Annotated in this window: 16 protein-coding genes; 13 read left to right on the forward strand and 3 right to left on the reverse strand. The window is 64.1% G+C overall.

Features of this window, described 5'->3' with window-relative positions:
• Window positions 1–131: 131 nt before the first annotated feature.
• The 9 genes from ABZX90_RS27785 (at window position 132) to ABZX90_RS27825 (ending at window position 5,997) form a co-directional block, all read left to right on the forward strand.
• On the forward strand, window positions 132–383 hold the full coding sequence (locus tag ABZX90_RS27785; RefSeq protein WP_355209193.1) for a hypothetical protein: 252 nt from the start codon (window positions 132–134) through the stop codon (window positions 381–383).
• Between the two features lie 19 nt (window positions 384–402).
• Window positions 403–591 carry a hypothetical protein gene (locus ABZX90_RS27790; protein WP_164192113.1) on the forward strand — a complete coding sequence of 63 codons (189 nt, stop codon included), beginning with the start codon at window positions 403–405 and terminating at the stop codon, window positions 589–591.
• A 13-nt stretch (window positions 592–604) separates the two neighbouring features.
• The gene (locus ABZX90_RS27795; RefSeq protein ID WP_355209196.1) at window positions 605–1,207 is read left to right on the forward strand and encodes a hypothetical protein; all 603 of its coding nucleotides are present in this window, start codon (window positions 605–607) and stop codon (window positions 1,205–1,207) included.
• Window positions 1,204–1,518: a hypothetical protein gene (locus ABZX90_RS27800; protein ID WP_355209199.1), complete on the forward strand. Its 315-nt coding sequence runs from the start codon at window positions 1,204–1,206 to the stop codon at window positions 1,516–1,518. The genes ABZX90_RS27795 and ABZX90_RS27800 overlap by 4 nt, the downstream gene beginning before the upstream one ends.
• 12 nt (window positions 1,519–1,530) lie before the next feature.
• The gene (locus tag ABZX90_RS27805; protein WP_355209202.1) at window positions 1,531–2,217 is read left to right on the forward strand and encodes a MazG-like family protein; all 687 of its coding nucleotides are present in this window, start codon (window positions 1,531–1,533) and stop codon (window positions 2,215–2,217) included.
• A gap of 87 nt (window positions 2,218–2,304) precedes the next feature.
• Entirely contained in the window at window positions 2,305–3,204 is a 900-nt protein-coding gene (locus ABZX90_RS27810; protein ID WP_355209205.1) for a bifunctional DNA primase/polymerase, read from the forward strand.
• Complete coding sequence (locus ABZX90_RS27815) at window positions 3,201–4,358, forward strand: AAA family ATPase (RefSeq protein WP_355209207.1); 1,158 nt, start codon at window positions 3,201–3,203, stop codon at window positions 4,356–4,358. Before ABZX90_RS27810 ends, ABZX90_RS27815 begins: the two co-directional genes overlap by 4 nt.
• Window positions 4,355–4,549, forward strand: coding sequence for a helix-turn-helix domain-containing protein (locus ABZX90_RS27820; RefSeq protein ID WP_355209210.1), 195 nt, complete (start codon window positions 4,355–4,357; stop codon window positions 4,547–4,549). Before ABZX90_RS27815 ends, ABZX90_RS27820 begins: the two co-directional genes overlap by 4 nt.
• A 206-nt stretch (window positions 4,550–4,755) precedes the next feature.
• On the forward strand, window positions 4,756–5,997 hold the full coding sequence (locus ABZX90_RS27825) for a site-specific integrase (RefSeq protein WP_355209213.1): 1,242 nt from the start codon (window positions 4,756–4,758) through the stop codon (window positions 5,995–5,997).
• Between the two features lie 45 nt (window positions 5,998–6,042).
• Here ABZX90_RS27825 and ABZX90_RS27830 read toward each other — a convergent pair whose 3' ends face one another.
• Entirely contained in the window at window positions 6,043–6,654 is a 612-nt protein-coding gene (locus ABZX90_RS27830) for a hypothetical protein (RefSeq protein WP_355209216.1), read from the reverse strand.
• Between the two features lie 632 nt (window positions 6,655–7,286).
• Here ABZX90_RS27830 and ABZX90_RS27835 point away from each other — a divergent pair.
• From ABZX90_RS27835 to ABZX90_RS27850, 4 genes are all read left to right on the forward strand, one after another.
• Window positions 7,287–8,273 carry a hypothetical protein gene (locus ABZX90_RS27835; RefSeq protein ID WP_355209219.1) on the forward strand — a complete coding sequence of 329 codons (987 nt, stop codon included), beginning with the start codon at window positions 7,287–7,289 and terminating at the stop codon, window positions 8,271–8,273.
• 920 nt (window positions 8,274–9,193) lie between these two features.
• Complete coding sequence (locus ABZX90_RS27840) at window positions 9,194–11,167, forward strand: hypothetical protein (protein ID WP_355209222.1); 1,974 nt, start codon at window positions 9,194–9,196, stop codon at window positions 11,165–11,167.
• A 216-nt stretch (window positions 11,168–11,383) separates the two neighbouring features.
• Entirely contained in the window at window positions 11,384–11,830 is a 447-nt protein-coding gene (locus ABZX90_RS27845; RefSeq protein WP_355209225.1) for a GntR family transcriptional regulator, read from the forward strand.
• Window positions 11,831–11,841: 11 nt separating this feature from the next.
• The gene (locus tag ABZX90_RS27850; RefSeq protein ID WP_355209228.1) at window positions 11,842–12,411 is read left to right on the forward strand and encodes an HD domain-containing protein; all 570 of its coding nucleotides are present in this window, start codon (window positions 11,842–11,844) and stop codon (window positions 12,409–12,411) included.
• Here the strand turns inward: ABZX90_RS27850 and ABZX90_RS27855 are convergent.
• Both ABZX90_RS27855 and ABZX90_RS27860 read right to left on the reverse strand, forming a co-directional pair.
• Entirely contained in the window at window positions 12,399–12,872 is a 474-nt protein-coding gene (locus tag ABZX90_RS27855) for an NUDIX domain-containing protein (RefSeq protein WP_355209230.1), read from the reverse strand. The two genes, ABZX90_RS27850 and ABZX90_RS27855, sit on opposite strands and share 13 nt — an antisense overlap.
• On the reverse strand, window positions 12,872–13,639 hold the full coding sequence (locus ABZX90_RS27860; protein WP_355209233.1) for a helix-turn-helix transcriptional regulator: 768 nt from the start codon (window positions 13,637–13,639) through the stop codon (window positions 12,872–12,874). Before ABZX90_RS27860 ends, ABZX90_RS27855 begins: the two co-directional genes overlap by 1 nt.
• Window positions 13,640–13,825: the final 186 nt, after the last annotated feature.

The raw sequence follows: 13,825 nt of genomic DNA on the forward strand, positions 1-13,825 counted from the left end.
CCCGCTACCGGTAGCGGGCGCGCCTGCTACCGGTAGCACCCCCGCTAGCACCCCAAACAGCATCCGATCAGGGAGCTAGCGGATAACACCCCACCTGCGAAAACCCCGGAAAACAGCCCGGAGGGACCCCGATGACCCCCGTAACCCTCGCTATGGCATGCCTACTCGCCATCACGCTCTGTTATGGCGCTCTGTGTGTCGGGAGCCCGTTCGGCACCTGCCGCAAGTGCAACGGCTTCGGCTTCGCCACCACCACCGACCGCAAGGGACGCCCCAAGCGCGGCAAGCACTGCCGCCGCTGCAAGGGCCGCGGCAAACGCGTCCGCATCGGCCGCTGGCTCTACAACCGCGCCTCACGGATCTACCGCGCAGGCACCCGCTGACACGAAAGGAGGCCACCCCATGGCCGTGACCGTCTCCCTGGTCCTGCTCTTCGGACTCGTCCTGTTCTTCCTGCTCCGCTCCAAGTCCCTCGGCTACGGAGCCGCGTTCATCGCCGCGATGTTCGGGTTCTTCCTCGCCTCAACCGGCGCCGCCGGACCCATCAACGAACTCACCCGCGCCGTCATCAACGCCATCCCCGACCTGTGACAGGAGTCCGGCCGTGAACGAACAGATCATCGCCCGGCACTGGCTCGCCCTCATCGCCCCCAAAGCAGCGCCCGCCGTGGCCACGTCCACCGTGCTGATCCTGGCCCGCATCTGGAACGCCAACGGCGCCGAACACTCCATCGGCAACGCCGTGCTGATGACCGCGCTCTCCCTCGCTGCCGCAGCGGCCGGCGTGTGCGCGAGCATCGGCCAGGCCGGAGACCCCGTTATCGCCGGAACCGCGTTCGCCGCCTCTGGAGGACTCGTCCTCGCGGGCGTGGCCGGATACGCCGACGGCCTCTCGCTTCCGCTCCTGCTGTGGGTGCTCGCCACCGCCGTCGCCTACGGGCTCGCCGCGCGGTACTGGCGCGACGACCGCCGCACGCGAGTGGCGTACGAGCGACACGTGAGCGACCGGCGCGAGGAACGCACCCACATCGAGCGCGTCGAGACGATCCGCGGCACGACACAGATCGAGGTGGCCCGCAGCGGCGCCGCCTACGCCGAATCCCTCGCGCAGGCCCTCGTCACCCGCGCCGCCTTGCCCGGCTTCGATCCCAACGCCCTGGAAGCGGTGGGCCTGCCGGAGCTGCCGACGCACCACCGCGCCGCATGAATGCGGGCGTCGTACGCCTGCTGATCTGGTGCGAGGCACTGCACTTCGACCGGTTCGAAGACCTGCCCTGCGTCCTGTGCCGCAAGCCGACGCCGATGCGCTCCCACACTGACGAGCCCGTCCACAAGGTGTGCGCAGAGCAGTGGAACCACACCCACCCCGAGGCGCCTCGCCACCGGGCCGGAACGCGTGATCTCGGCACCCACCGCTTCCACGACGACGCCGCCACCCGCATCAAGCAGACCAACGTGCGGCACCTGCCTCAGCGGCCCGCACCCAAAAGCCCAACCCCTGCAACTCCCTACCGCTGAGAGGAAGTCCGCATGAGTACCGCACTGTGGCCCGCCATCAGTCGCATCGTCTCCGCTCTGAACGAGGCCAACGGCACCGGTGAGAATGAAATCTCTGTACGCCTGCTCAAGGTGACGGAGGAAGCGGGCGAGGTCGCCGCCGCATACATCGGCATGACCGGGCAGAACCCCCGCAAGGGCATTACACACAGCCGCGCTGACGTGGCCGACGAACTCTGCGACGTGATCATCGCCGCCACCGTCGCTCTCCACTCCTTCACCGACGCTGCGCCCGCCGTGCTGGACGCCAAGCTGCACGCCGCAACGCAACGTCTGTACGAGACCGAGGTGTGGCTAACGGCATGGCCTTCACCCGAGGACGCCTACGCCGCTGCCCCGGACATCATCCGCGAGATCGGATGGACCGCCGCGGCGGCCAGGACAGTGAGCAGCCGCTCGCAGGACGACGGTGTGGGCCGTGAGTACTGGCTGCGCAAAGCCGCCGTGCTGGACCGCATCGTCCTGAGCTACGAAGCCGAGGGCGTCCCCAACGGCAACGACGACATCGCAGCCAATGCCGCCCGGCAGCTCATCGAGGCCGACCGGGACGGCGACGGCGACTACTACGGCGACCCGTACAGCCCGGAGGACCCGGCCACGCTCGCCCACCCGCGCGGCTACGTCCGCCAGGAATACGCCCGTTGGGTCAAGAACCAGTAGCAACGCCGCGGCGGCGGGACTCCCCAGCAAGGTCGCCCGCCGCCGCGGTTCTCCCTGTCCACCCGAAAGAGAACAGGAACCTTCAGCATGCCGCACACGGACGGCTCTGCCCAGCTCACCTCAGCGCTCGACGCAGCGTCACGAGGCTGGCACGTCTTCCCCCTGATCCCCGGAGACAAGCGCCCCGCCCTCGCCGACTGGGAGCCCCGCGCCACCACCGACCCGGACCGCATCACCGTCGCGTGGTGCGTCGGCGCCTACAACCTCGGCATCGCCACCGGCCCCTCGAAGCTGGTCGTCATCGACCTTGACCGGCCCAAGCACGCCGACGACACCCCGCCGGCGCACTGGGCCGAACACGGCGTCACCGACGGCGCCGACGTCCTCGCCGTGCTCTGCGAACACCACGGCCAGCCCTTCCCTGCCGACACGTACACGGTCCGCACCTGGAGCGGCGGAACTCACCTGTACTTCACCGCCCCCGAGGGGGAGACCTTGCGCAACACGGCCGGGGACAGCGCCCGCGGGCTCGGCTGGAAGGTCGACACTCGTGCCGCTGGCGGCCTTGTCGTCGGCGCGGGCAGCACCTTCAACGGACACCCCTACGAGATCACCCACAACGCCCCCGCGGCCCCATTGCCGGGCTGGCTCGCCGAACTCCTGCGCCCCGCTCCACTGCCCCCACAAAAGCCGATCAGGGTTGCCCTGTCCGGTAGCGGCCGTCGTATCGGGTTCCTGCGGGCCGCGGTCAAGGGGGAAGTCGAGCGGGTTGCCACCTCCGGCGAGGACCAGCACAACAACGCCCTCTACATCGCCTCCGTCGCCCTCGGGCAGCTCGTTGCCGGGGGCGAGCTGGGCGAAGCCGACGTGACCGGCTGGCTCCTGACCGCAGCCCTTCAGCTCGGCCAGGGCGAGCGCGAGGCCCGCCGCACCATCGCATCGGGCCTGCGGGCCGGAGCACGTCGGCCCCGGACGGTCGTGGCATGAGCACCAAACCGATCCCGCCCCTGCACCTGTACTCCGTCCCCAGCGACCCCCAACAGCCGACCGTGCCGCCGCCGAAGCGGGAGCGTCCGCGGACCGCGTGGACGGCCGATCAGCTCATGGCCGCGGACTTCCCCGAACCGAAATGGGCCGTGCCCGGCATCCTCGCCGAAGGCGTCAGCCTGCTCGCCGGACCGCCCAAGGTCGGCAAATCCTGGCTTTCGCTCGGGCTCGCCCTCGCGGTCGCAGCCGGAGGGCAAGCGTTCGACTCCGTCCCCGTCCAGGGTGGCCCCGTCCTTTACCTCGCCCTGGAAGACACCCCGCGCCGTCTCCAGACCCGCATGGGCAAGCTCCTGGGAGGCCAGCCGGCGCCCGCTGGCCTCACCCTCGTGACCGAGTGCCCGCCCTTTCCCCAGGGCGGCACCGAAGCCATCGCGCAGTGGCTGGACCGCAACCCCGACGCCCGCATGGTCGTCATCGATGTGTTCGCCAAGATGCGCGGCCAAGCCCCACAGGGTGTGTCCGCGTATGACGCGGACTATGTCTCCGTCGGCTACGCGAAGCGCCTTGCGGACCACTACGGCATCGCGGTCGTTCTGGTCCACCACGTCCGCAAGGCAGGCTCGGACGACTTCCTGACGGAGGTCTCCGGGACCAACGGCATTGCGGGCGCCGCGGACGCAACGCTCGTACTGAAGCGGGCGCGCGGGCAGGCGGACGGCGTCCTGCACGTCACCGGCCGCGACGTGGACGAAGCCGAGTACGCCCTCAGCTTCCAACCCGCCTCCGGCGCCTGGCACTTGCTGGACGGCCCGGCCACCGACCACACCGTCGGAGACACCCGAGCCACGATCCTCCGGTACGTCCGTGCGCATCCCGGTGCGAAGCCCAAGGACATGGCAGGCGAGCTGTCGCACGTCGACCTGGACACGATCCGCCGGACCTGCGCCCGCATGGCCGAGGCGGGACAGCTCACCAGGGACGCTGGCGGCCGGTACTACTCGGACACCGAGACCCGGACACAGGGCGCCCTGGAGGTGTCCGGGCTGTCCGGCTGTCCTGTTAACCCCCCTGAGCTGCAAGAACGACCCGGACAGTCGGAATTGGAGCTGTCCGGGCTGTCCGGGTCGAGCGAAGCCGAAGGGACGGCGGTATGAGCGGCCGCGCGCTGGACGAGAAGTTGACCGTCGCCGAGGTCATCACTGATCTGAAGGTGGCTCCGTCGACCTTCTACCGGTGGCGTCAGCTCGGGAAGGGCCCGCGCTCGATCAAGCTGCCGAACGGCGACGTGCGCATTCGCCGCTCCGAGTACGAGCGCTGGCTTGCGGAGCGGGAGGATGCCGCGTGAGCACGCCCAACGACTCCCCGGCCGGGCGACCTCGCGGGTCCGCCCGATCGTGCTACTCCCTCGACATCCGCCTGTGGAGGGTCACGAAGACCGGTCGGAAGTCTCGCCCTTACCGACTGCGTTGGGTAGTGGCCGGACAGGTGCACGGTGACACCTTCGCCACTTCCGCGCTCGCCGACAGCCGTCGATCGGAACTGTGGCAGGCCATGCGACGCGGCGAAGCGTTCCACGAGGAATCGGGACTGCCAGAGTCTGAGATCCGCGCGGCAGCAGAAGCCGCCGAAGCTAAGACTCCGTTGCGATGGTTCGAGTTCTGCCGGAAGTACATCGCAGGCCGGTGGCGCACCAGTGCGGCCAAGTCGCGGGAGAGCATGGCGGACGGGCTCGCGGCCGTTGCCCTCGCCATGGTTCAGCGCGGAGAGGGCGTTCCGGAAGATACGGATCTTCGGCTCGCGTTCCGGTGGGGCATTGTGCCCACGAACGCGAGGGAGGAGCCGCCGGCGGAGTTGAGGGCCGCGTACGAGTGGCTGACAACGTCTGACCGGCCGGTCCTGGATCTGACCGATGCGGAGGTCTTCGAAGACGTCCAGTACCGCCTTGGCTACCGTCTCGATGGCGTCCGTGCGGCAGGTGAGACGTACAAGCGGCGCCGCCGCGCCCTGAACACCGCACTCGAATACGCAGTGGACCGCGGGGAACTCCGAGAGAATCCGCTGCAGCGGGCCAGCAAGCGACGTGTGGGTTCCACCGATGTGGTGGACAGGCGTGTCCTGGTGAACGCTGTACAGGCCCGCCAGTTGCTCACCGCCGTTTCCTACGTCGGTTCATGGGATCGGTGCCGTGGAAGACGACTGGTTGCCTTCTACGCAGTCCTGTACTACGCCGGGCTCCGGCCTGCTGAGGCGGCGGGGCTCCGGGTGTCGGACTGCCACCTGCCGGAGACGGGTTGGGGCGTGCTGACGCTGCGGGAGACGCGCCCCGTCTCCGGCAAGCAGTGGACGGATTCCGGGGAGAGGCATGACCGCCGTGGCTTGAAGGCGCGCGAAGCGTCCACCGACCGGCCGGTCCCGATCCCGCCGGTTGTGGTCGCAATCCTCCAGGCTCACCTGAAGGACTTTGGAACGGCTAAGGAAGGGCGCGTGTTCGGGAACGAGCGCGGGGGAGTGGTCGGCTCGTCCACCTACTGGCGGGTGTGGGAGGAGGCGCGCGAGTACGCACTGCCGTCGGAGCGCATCGACTCGCCACTGGCCGGCCGTCCATACGACTTGCGGCATGCCTGCATCACGCGGTGGCTGAACGCTGGGGTGCCCATCGCCGAGGTGGCCCGGCGGGTCGGCAACTCCCCTGAGGTAATCCACCGCCGGTATCACGGTTGTATCGACGGTCACGAGGAAGCTGCGAATGCGAAGATTGCCAAGTCGCTAGAAGAGGACGGCGACGCAAACTAGCGGATGGCGCGCGTTCCGAGGGCGGTCGTGGATTGCGATCGCCCTCTAAGGTGCTTTTTCTGGCTCTCTCAGAGCCTGCGCTGCCATTTTGGCGAACTCCACATGCAACGTTGTGAGCTCACGGTCGCACCTCTGAAAAGTTTCACTATACGCGTCCGCCAGAAGCCCGTCAGTAACTGCCGACTGCCAGGCCCACCACGACTTGTAAACCTGATCCGCCTGATTGATGAGTTTGGTATTGATTTCTGGTCCCAACTCCGGACCCCACACCGAAAGGCGAGGAAGAATTCGCAGCAATGCTCCCTGGGCGGTCCTGTACTGCTCATGCAGGGAGTCCGGTGGCACTTCTCCGAGGGTGAGTTTCACCTTCGCGGCATTCAAGGTGCTTTGAAGGGCCGCAAGCTGATCAAGTACCTCCATCAAGGTCAGCATGCGCTGCTCCCGTGCCCAATGCCTATGCTCGGCCTTCTCCTGCCCTTCGACCTGGGCGTGCGCCGCTTCCAACCCTTTGGCAGCGCCCGTTCGAGCACCCCACATCGCTGCGCCAGCGCTCGCAAACGCGCCGATCAGCGCGAAGGCGCCCGCGGTCAGCGCCGCGGTTCCTTCATCCATCGCATCATGATCGCAATTTGCGACGTTTCGTGCGGCGTCCGACACGCTCCCAACTGTGTGTCGGAGGTGTGTCGTGAACGCTGAGAGGCAACGAGAAAGAGCGGGAGTCAGTGAGACTGACTCCCGCTCTCTCGTCTAGGCATCCGCCCAGCTCAGCGGGTGATTCTTGCTGGCTGTGTGGCGAGTGCCCCCGGCAGGATTCGAACCTGCGCACACGGCTCCGGAGAGCATGCTCATGAAATTCTCGATTATGGCTCTGACCTGCAAGGTAGCCATGAGGGTCGCGCTATCCCCACTCGCTCACACGCCCCTCACGCGCACGGGAGAGGGGCGCGAGGGCACCTCTGGTTGTTAAAGCCTGGCGGGAGGCGACGACGTGAGGGGCTGCAACACCCTGTGGGTGTTGCAGCCCGATGCTCAGGTCGGACAGGTGGGACACTGGCGAATCTCGCTGTCCCACCTATTTGTGCAGGTCAGAGCTTCAACCGGACAGTCGGACACGTAGGACACATGGCGTCCCAGGCTTGGAGTGGAGATCCCTTTGTCTTCGCGCACCGGCCAGGCACCTCGCGACACTTCAGTGGAGGCGGCTAGCAGAAGACCCGAACTGCCACTGGGTAGTGCCATTCTCTGCCATGCTAGTAACTAGACTGATTACTAGGGACTTTGGGGGTAAAGTGCCTACATCTCCTGCGAATGGCGCGGCGGGTTCCGGTGGTGTGGTGCCGGGTCAGTCCGGGGCGGCGTCTGGTGGCGCGGCGGGTTCCGGTGGTGTGGTGCCGGGTCAGTCCGGGGCGGCGTCTGGTGGCGCGGCGGGTTCCGGTGGTGTGACGGGCGAGCGCCACATGGCTGGCCGTTTCGATGAGTGGACTAAGCGAAATGTATTCCTGACGGTGCTGGCATTTTCGGCAGTGCTTATTTCTTCTGTGATTACGCTGTTTACAGCTGCGAGTGACCTCAAGGGCTGGTACGAGTCACGCTTTGACTGGAAGGAAGCCGAGTACGAGAAGCTGACCTCCCTGCATGCCGGCTATAGCTTCGCGAAATTCAGAGAGGAGCTTGGCGCTCCATTATTCGTGCAGCCGGTCCGGGGTAAGGATCTCACGGAGAATATCTTCGAGGGGAGGGGGTATTGGGTCGATGTCGTGACTGACAAATCGGGAACATCCTTATCGTATGCAGTCACGGCCTGCAAAAGCGACTTCCGCCCAAAATTCTCGTTCTCGATAGGGTCGGTTGACGAATCATCGGGCGCTTTGAGTGTAACTCTTAATCAGGACTTCATGACCCAGAATCCAGTACGCGACTTCGGTACGCTAAAGGTTTACGCGTCCGGTGCCACGTCGAATAGTTTTGCCTTCCAGGTCATTCCACCCTCCAATCCGACTAGCTATAAATCTTACGGGTGGGGATTAAATGATGCTTGCCCTTGGCGTTCGACTCTCTCTGGTGATTCTTTGGATTCGTGGCTGAAGTGGCAAGATAGTCATCTCTCAAGCAAGCCCTACTTTCAGATGGATGGCCTATCTGCGCCTTTGCGTGGACTGATGGATCGATCAATTGTGAACACTTACATGGAGACGGCTCCTCATGTTGAGGAGTCAGATGTATATCCGTGGCAAGTTGGCGTTGATCGGATTCTCACACGAACTGTCAGTCAGTGATCTGATACGCGCACATGGCTCTGGAGAGCACGCTTCCGTAACGACTTATCATCCGTCTGACCTGCATGAATCCTTCGGGAAGATCGCGCACTCTCCCGATCCACACGCCTGTCACACGATGACTGCGATGCTTCGTAGGTCCAAGAGGAGAGCCCGTTGTCAGGACGGGTTCGAATCGCTTCTGTGCAGTGCCCCGGGAAACACCACGTGCCCCGCTGCTGCGTCCGCGCGAAAGGGGTTGGAGCCCGAGGCATCGAGGCTGGCGAGTGCGGTCCATGCCTCCCAAGCGCAGTGCCACAACTCTGGTAGGGACGCCGCATGAGCGGCTCCCCGTGACCGACTGGTCGCATGATTCCTTGCGCGCCACCCCCCCGCGACTGTCCCGGCGCCGACTGTTGAGGGGCGGCGATGTGGCTCCTTGAAGACGGTGCTCCAGGACCAAGCCGCAGACAACGGGACCGAGTGCAGATGCGGTCGCCTGTTCCGACGCGCTGATGTGTGCAAGCAGCTCTGGCCACCTCAGCACGACGACGCTCTCCCAAAGTTCCGGAGGGACGGTATTGGCGACGTGGTGACTCTCCCCGACCGGGAGATCACGAAGCCGCCGTTCCCCTTTTCGCGTTTGACCGACGTAGCACAGCCCGCCACTGGTGAAGACCCCGTACAGGACAGGCCCCGTCACAGGAGCACGCCGGCCGTTCGCGCGCGTCAACAAGTCACCCACCTGATGCGCGAAGGCGAACCGACGGTCCTGCCACTGAGCGAGACTCGCTGGGTCCGAGACCAGGTGATGAAGGGAGGCGAGCCAGCCCGTGTATGCATTATCAAGATCAGTCACATCAGACAGTCTGAGGGTATGACTGTCCAGTCCAACAGCCCGTCGGCTCCTACATCTTCAGCTTGACGTGACCCACAAACCGATGGCTCAGACCAGCAAGGTTCGAGACCATGAAGCCATGTCTCTCCCGACGGTAGCTTTGGTGCGCATCTTGCAGGCTGCGAGAAACGAACTTGGTCAGCTCACTGACCCGCCGCGGGCCAGTGTTCCCGTGGCTGAGGACGACTGGGAGCAGTCTCTGTGGGATGCAGGGCTCTGTGAAGAAGAGTGGTTTCTCGGTGGCCCAGCGAATGCGCTGGTGACCGCCGTTGCGGACGGGAACGCCAAGGAGATCAAGAAACATGCGCTCGACTTGGTGCATGATGTAAAGGCGCAAGAAGAAGACCTGTGGTATTTGGCCTTGCTCAAATCTGGGCTCTCGTTGGAAGTGCTGCACTTGCGAGAGCGCTTGCATGCTTTTGCGATCCAAGTTCTTGATGATGCTGCTTGTGGATTTCCTGATGGTCTGCGGCATGTGGATGAGTTGCGGGCCAAGCTGGACTCGATTATAAGCGCCACGCCAAGTTTACCGAGCGAAACGTGCAGTAAGATCTTTGGCGTGGCGCGCGATGAGATCTGTGATCAACGAGGGGTCTTCCTTCCGTCGCGCCTCCTGGCGAACTATCGGGGGCGTATTGGCGTGCTCTATAAGCGTCTATCTTCTGTGCTTTCTGAGCTAGCGAAGAAGCCACTGACTGTCGAAAGTGCAGTCGATCTCGCTTGGGCCTACACTCAAAGCGGAAGACCTCTGTTGGTGTTGCGCTCGGCATTCTTTGTTTCGCGCACCGTAAGGAGTGGATTTTCTTCAGACCCGATTTTCGCGGAGCCGATCAGGCGCCTGAAGGCGCGGACCGATCGAAGCGCGGCTAATCACCAGGGGATCATTCAAGCCCAGCAGAACCTCAGAAATGCATCAACTGCTCAGCAGCGTGCCTTTTGCATGCTCGATATCTATCGCAGGGTGGTGGAGGGCCAACTCCGGCCTTGTACGTGGACGGTCCTTGAGCTGCGAGGGCGATCTGGAAGGCTGCCCGAGGTTGCCTCCTTGCGTGACCAGTTAGTTGCTGATGGACACCAAATCCTTCAGGATGCAGCACAGGCGATACTGCCAGCGGTCAGAAATGGGGCCGCTCACGAAGACTTCGAATGGGATGAAGATCGCGAGCTAATTTGTGTCGGCGAGGACACGGCCGCGGTAGAGGATCTTGCTGATGGGATCGAGCGGGCGTACGCATTCATGGTGGGGTTCGACTGTGCATTGATGGCGCTCCGGGCAGAGATGCCAGAACTTGCGCGCTTCCTTGACGAGAGTGATCCGCCGCAGGGCGTTCGTGCGCTGCGTGAAAAAGAAGCTCTCAACTCCTTCGGTAGTAATGGGCTCTCGGTCCGCGATTGGCGCTATGAGCGCGGTCGCCTCGAAGTGGTGTTAGATCGCTGGGGGATGGACTCCTTCTATCCTGGTCTTCAGGCGGTAATGTGGACTTCCCGCTTTCTGGAGAACCTAAAAGAAGTCGCGGTGAGTGTTCGCGGCTCTGAATCGGTTCCGATCGTGGTAAGCCGCCCGGCGCTGGATGCCATGTTCGCTGTATGGGACGAAGCGCGTACTCTCTTCCCGGTGCTGCCTGCCTTCGTCTTCATGCCGGTGGAGTACTCGGTGAGGGTCGCTGGAGGTCAGCACGACGTTGCGTTTGGTGTAGTGCTCCGCTTGGCGATTCAGAACACGCTAGCTATGTTCTCCTCATTCGAAGAGAGTGGCAAATCCGACGTCTTGGTGCGCCGTCTTACGTTGGTGACGATTGCCATCCGACAAACGAAGGACCTAAGCGGAAATGGTCAATGCGTGGGAGTGGATGATGTTGAATCGCTCATTTATCGCCTGGTGGAACAGTTTGTAAAGCCTAAGCGAGAAAGGGTTCCGTCAGTTGCTCGCTACCTGCTTCAGAAACTGACGAACGTGCATGACCGCTTGCCAGTTGCGTTGCCAATCCCTGGGCTCTCCGGCGGCTCTGGGGCCTAACGCACAGGCTCCCACCGGCTGAAACACCCCGGTGTTTCAGCGCCGGTCGGACAGCTGGGACAGCAAGGTTTCTCGCTGTCCCAGCTGTTTTCCCAGGTCAACCCGGGTACTGGGACAGTCGGACAGCTGGGACAGTGTCTGCCCGGCGCTGCCTTGAAACGTCGTGGCACTCTTGGCACTGGGCACTGGGCAGTGGAGGCTGTGAGAGGAGTCGGAGTGTCGGAGGCCAGTCCGCGCGGGACCTATCTGGTCATCTCTGAGAAGCTACGAGAGCGGATCGGGGCAGACGAGAACGCCGAGGTACTGCCCTCAGAGGCTGACCTGATGCGTGAGCATGGCGTCGGCCGGAACACGGTCCGGCGGGCTCTCAAGGTTCTCGAATCTGAGGGCGTCTTGGAGTCCGCTCCCGGGATCGGGTGGCGCATCGTGCGGAGTGACGATCACCGTCCCCTCGCGGAGCGGATGTCTGACCTGATCGCTGAGGAATCACTGTCGGTGGGCGACCCGTACCCGTCCGAGTCAGAGCTCTGCAAGCGCTTCGAGGCCTCCCGTACGGCAGTACGTCGCGTCCTGGCACTGATGGAGGGGAACGGTCTGTTGGACACTGTCCACGGCAAGGGGCGAACGGTGCGCGCTCTCCCGGGTCCCACTGTCCGGCCGTAGTCTTGACCTCCATGGGCCTCACTGAGTGGGCGTACTCGCTCTCCGAATCGCTGCTATCCGATCCGCTCCCGCGTCGGTGGGCGCACTCCCTGGGGGTCGCCAAGCGCGCTCGCTCCCTGAGCCCGATCCTGGGCGACGACGCCGAACTCTTGGAAGCCGCCGCTGTGCTGCACGACATCGGGTACTCGCCGGCTATCGCTGTCACCGGCTTCCACCCCTTGGACGGCGCCCGGTTCCTCCGGGACCAGGAGGGCGCGGACGGGCGGGTCGTTCGTCTGGTAGCCCACCACTCATGCGCGCTTCTGGAAGCCGAGGAACGCGGACTGAGGCAAGATCTAGAAAGCGAGTTCGAGCTGGAGCGTCCGGACCTCGTTGACGCTCTGCTTTTCTGCGACATGACGACGACACCGGACGGGACGCAGACCACGCCTGCTGAACGGCTGGACGAGATTGTGAAGCGGTACGGCTCGGACACGATCGTTGGGCGGTTCATTCAGCATGCTGCCCCGGAGATCAACGCTGCTGCGGATCGTGTTGAAGAGCGCTTGGCGCAAGTCTCCGTTGGCGATCAGCCGATGTAGGGCTCACGTTGCGACTCGTCGAGGCCGTGCCTAATCCGCAGCATCATCGACGGGTGAATCTCCAGTCCATCGAGGTCCGTTGGGGCAACCCACCGGACCTCTTTCGATTCGCTGCTAGTGCGGAGGGAACCGCCGACAGGGTGCGCTCGGAAGCAGATCGAGAACTGTTGCCGGACCTCTCCGTCGTCGTACGCGAGCACGTGCTCAGGGTCGGTGTAGAGCCCGACGATGTTGTCTACCTCGACCTGAATGCCGGTCTCCTCCAAGACCTCACGGACGGCTGTGTCGGCGATGCGCTCGCCGATGTCGTGGCCGCCACCCGGCAGTGCCCAGAGATCGTTGTCGGTCTTGTGGATGAGCAGAAGTCGTCCGGCATTGTCCCGAACGATTGCCGTGACCGAGGGCACCACTGAGTTGGCCCTCGGGGCGCTGGGGTCGCGGAAGTAGTCGATACGGCTCATCAGTTCGTGCCTTCCCAGTCGGCCGGCGAGGAGATAGGGCGGGCCGATTCCCAGATCCGTTCCACGCTTTCAGCGTAGGCGTCGAAGAGTTCGCCACCGGGAACGCGTCGCAGGTGCAGTACGGGGGCCATGTAGGCACCGACGCCGTATATGTGGCCGTTGGCCAGCATCTCGTCATCAGCTCGGTAGATCGAGTTGTAGAGCGTGGTGTTGTGCAGTCGGAACTCAACACCGGCAAGGCCGAAGAGCGGACTGTAGTTGACCAGGGCGTTCCGGATCTTCGCACCCATCGCCGGGCCGATTCCTTCGTCGTCCCCGCGTACGGCCACGGCCTGCGACGTTGGCTCTCCCAAGAGGAAGCGGATCGACACCCCCTCTGCTGACTTCTCCTTCACGATGCGGTGGAAGGTCGCGTCTTCGGTCAGCCAGAACCCGGAGTACACCAGCACATCGAACTGGCGTCTCGCCTTGGAGTAGAGGTCTGTCCAAAGGGTCTGCATCACCACGGAGCGGTGCGGATAGAGCCTGACCAACTCCGCGTTGCCGGAGGCTGTGACCTCGGCAGACGTCTGTTCGTCGGGCCACAGATACGACACCTCGCACTTCAACAGTGAGGCTGTCGCGTACTGGAAGCGGCGGTACGGCTTGCGCTCAGGGTCGTTGATCCAGCGTTCGACCGTCTTGGGTGCTACCCCGAGCCGCTCACCGACCTCATCGAGCGTGAGGCCCAAGTCCACTATCGCGCCGCGCAGTCGCTCGTTCGCCACACCAACCTCCCTTCACGCAGGACGACTTGGTACGACTTCACGCTAGCCAAGAGCGACCTGAGTCGTACAGGTGCGAAGTCGAGTGTCGTCAATGCCAACGGCAGTCTGTAGATACATCGCGGCGAGGGGCTCGCCGAACTCCACCAGTCGAAGGGCTTGACGGAGTGAACCCCCCTCTGCATGATG

Source organism: Streptomyces sp. NPDC002935 (assembly GCF_040611295.1).
In the GTDB taxonomy this organism is placed as follows: Bacteria; Actinomycetota; Actinomycetes; order Streptomycetales; family Streptomycetaceae; genus Streptomyces.

What these genes read in the sequence shown, in the direction of transcription:
- ABZX90_RS27815 (WP_355209207.1), top strand. Translation starts at nt 3,201, where the DNA reads ATGAGCACCAAACCGATCCCGCCCCTGCACCTGTACTCCGTCCCCAGC.
- ABZX90_RS27800 (WP_355209199.1), top strand. Translation starts at nt 1,204, where the DNA reads ATGAATGCGGGCGTCGTACGCCTGCTGATCTGGTGCGAGGCACTGCAC.
- ABZX90_RS27810 (WP_355209205.1), top strand. Translation starts at nt 2,305, where the DNA reads ATGCCGCACACGGACGGCTCTGCCCAGCTCACCTCAGCGCTCGACGCA.
- ABZX90_RS27825 (WP_355209213.1), top strand. Translation starts at nt 4,756, where the DNA reads ATGCGACGCGGCGAAGCGTTCCACGAGGAATCGGGACTGCCAGAGTCT.
- ABZX90_RS27855 (WP_355209230.1), bottom strand. Translation starts at nt 12,872, where the DNA reads ATGAGCCGTATCGACTACTTCCGCGACCCCAGCGCCCCGAGGGCCAAC.
- ABZX90_RS27805 (WP_355209202.1), top strand. Translation starts at nt 1,531, where the DNA reads ATGAGTACCGCACTGTGGCCCGCCATCAGTCGCATCGTCTCCGCTCTG.
- ABZX90_RS27820 (WP_355209210.1), top strand. Translation starts at nt 4,355, where the DNA reads ATGAGCGGCCGCGCGCTGGACGAGAAGTTGACCGTCGCCGAGGTCATC.
- ABZX90_RS27850 (WP_355209228.1), top strand. Translation starts at nt 11,842, where the DNA reads ATGGGCCTCACTGAGTGGGCGTACTCGCTCTCCGAATCGCTGCTATCC.
- ABZX90_RS27790 (WP_164192113.1), top strand. Translation starts at nt 403, where the DNA reads ATGGCCGTGACCGTCTCCCTGGTCCTGCTCTTCGGACTCGTCCTGTTC.
- ABZX90_RS27840 (WP_355209222.1), top strand. Translation starts at nt 9,194, where the DNA reads ATGGCTCAGACCAGCAAGGTTCGAGACCATGAAGCCATGTCTCTCCCG.
- ABZX90_RS27785 (WP_355209193.1), top strand. Translation starts at nt 132, where the DNA reads ATGACCCCCGTAACCCTCGCTATGGCATGCCTACTCGCCATCACGCTC.